This is a genomic window from Thalassotalea sp. G20_0 (assembly GCF_017744175.1).
Classification (GTDB): domain Bacteria; phylum Pseudomonadota; class Gammaproteobacteria; order Pseudomonadales; family Endozoicomonadaceae; genus Endozoicomonas.
Window position 1 is genome coordinate 1 of record NZ_JAGHQV010000234.1, and the last position, 1,151, is coordinate 1,151.

2 protein-coding genes are annotated in these 1,151 nt (G+C 47.2%); both read left to right on the plus strand.

Annotated features, from left to right (window positions below; translation table 11 throughout):
* On the plus strand, positions 1-207 hold a 207-nt coding region (locus J7438_RS25755; protein ID WP_209278889.1), incomplete at its 5' end, for a hypothetical protein.
* A gap of 105 nt (positions 208-312) precedes the next feature.
* Positions 313-1,151, plus strand: an 839-nt coding sequence (locus tag J7438_RS25760; protein WP_209278890.1) for a hypothetical protein, incomplete at its 3' end; no start/stop codon positions are given.

Genomic DNA, 1,151 nt, shown 5'->3' on the forward strand with positions numbered 1-1,151 from the left:
ATTGAAATCCCTGCTAACCAGCTTTTGAACAAAGATTTAATGAAACCATATATTGATCAAATAAAGATCAGGATAGGCATCCCGCCACAGGGTCATGACTCTGTTTCACTTAAAAGAGGGTGGACAGATGCTGCATACGTGACTGCCGAAGAACATTTACAAGAGCAAACCAACCCGGCAAAGAGGAAGAAAACAAACATTCAGTAATCGCCTTCCTCCCATCATGACTCAAGTAAACTTTTCCGCACAATGAACTTCTGGGAAGAACAGCAGTCTGCTTTTTATATTTTCATGAATTAATGAAATATAACTATGGATAGAAGTTCTGCTGGTATCAGTGGCAAATACGCAAGATCAGGTAATAATGACAACCAACCGAATGGCCATGCCGCTTCCAGGCGTGGGCGATATAGACAAGCCACAGTCAGACAGTGGGATAATGCCCCACGCACACCCCCGGGGCGTAATAAATTTTACCATTCTGCTGCCGCAGGCCCTTCTCAATATCTACTGCGCCGTTCAGTAAACCCTGTTCAAAATTTTCATGCTCTCACCAAACAGGAAATAATGGCTGGTCTGGTGAGTAAATCGGATCGTTTCGGTCATCGCTATGATGGAAGAGATCACGGCCTATATGCCAGTTCCATTAAAAAATACACGTCAGCGTCTAAAAGACCGTTAAATCGAGGGGAACAAAGCCAGCTGATGCGTTTACTGCAAAATTTCACAGCAACGCGGAGCTGGAATTGGCGAAGCCTGACGACAACACTGCACTCATTTACTTCAGCGGGTGTTTTTACCCCTCATAGACCCATAGATGAGCGTGTTCAGCACACTCAGGCTGCCTTATTATCGACGCTACTGGATGCAATAATATTCAAGTGCAACCAAAAACCTGAAGCCAGTGATATTGGTGCCCAGGGTATCGCTAACCAGCTGTGGGCCATGGCGAAACTGGTGGACAACGGGCATGAACTAACACCAGGGCTCAACGAGGCCGTGGCCGCACTGTTGCCCCTCGTGAACGCACAGAAAGACCAATTTATTCCTCAGCATATTGCCAACCTGCTGTGGGCCATGGCGAAACTGGTGGACAACGGGCTGGAGCGCACAGCAGAGTTCAAAGAGGCTGTGGTCTTGTTGTTGCCCCA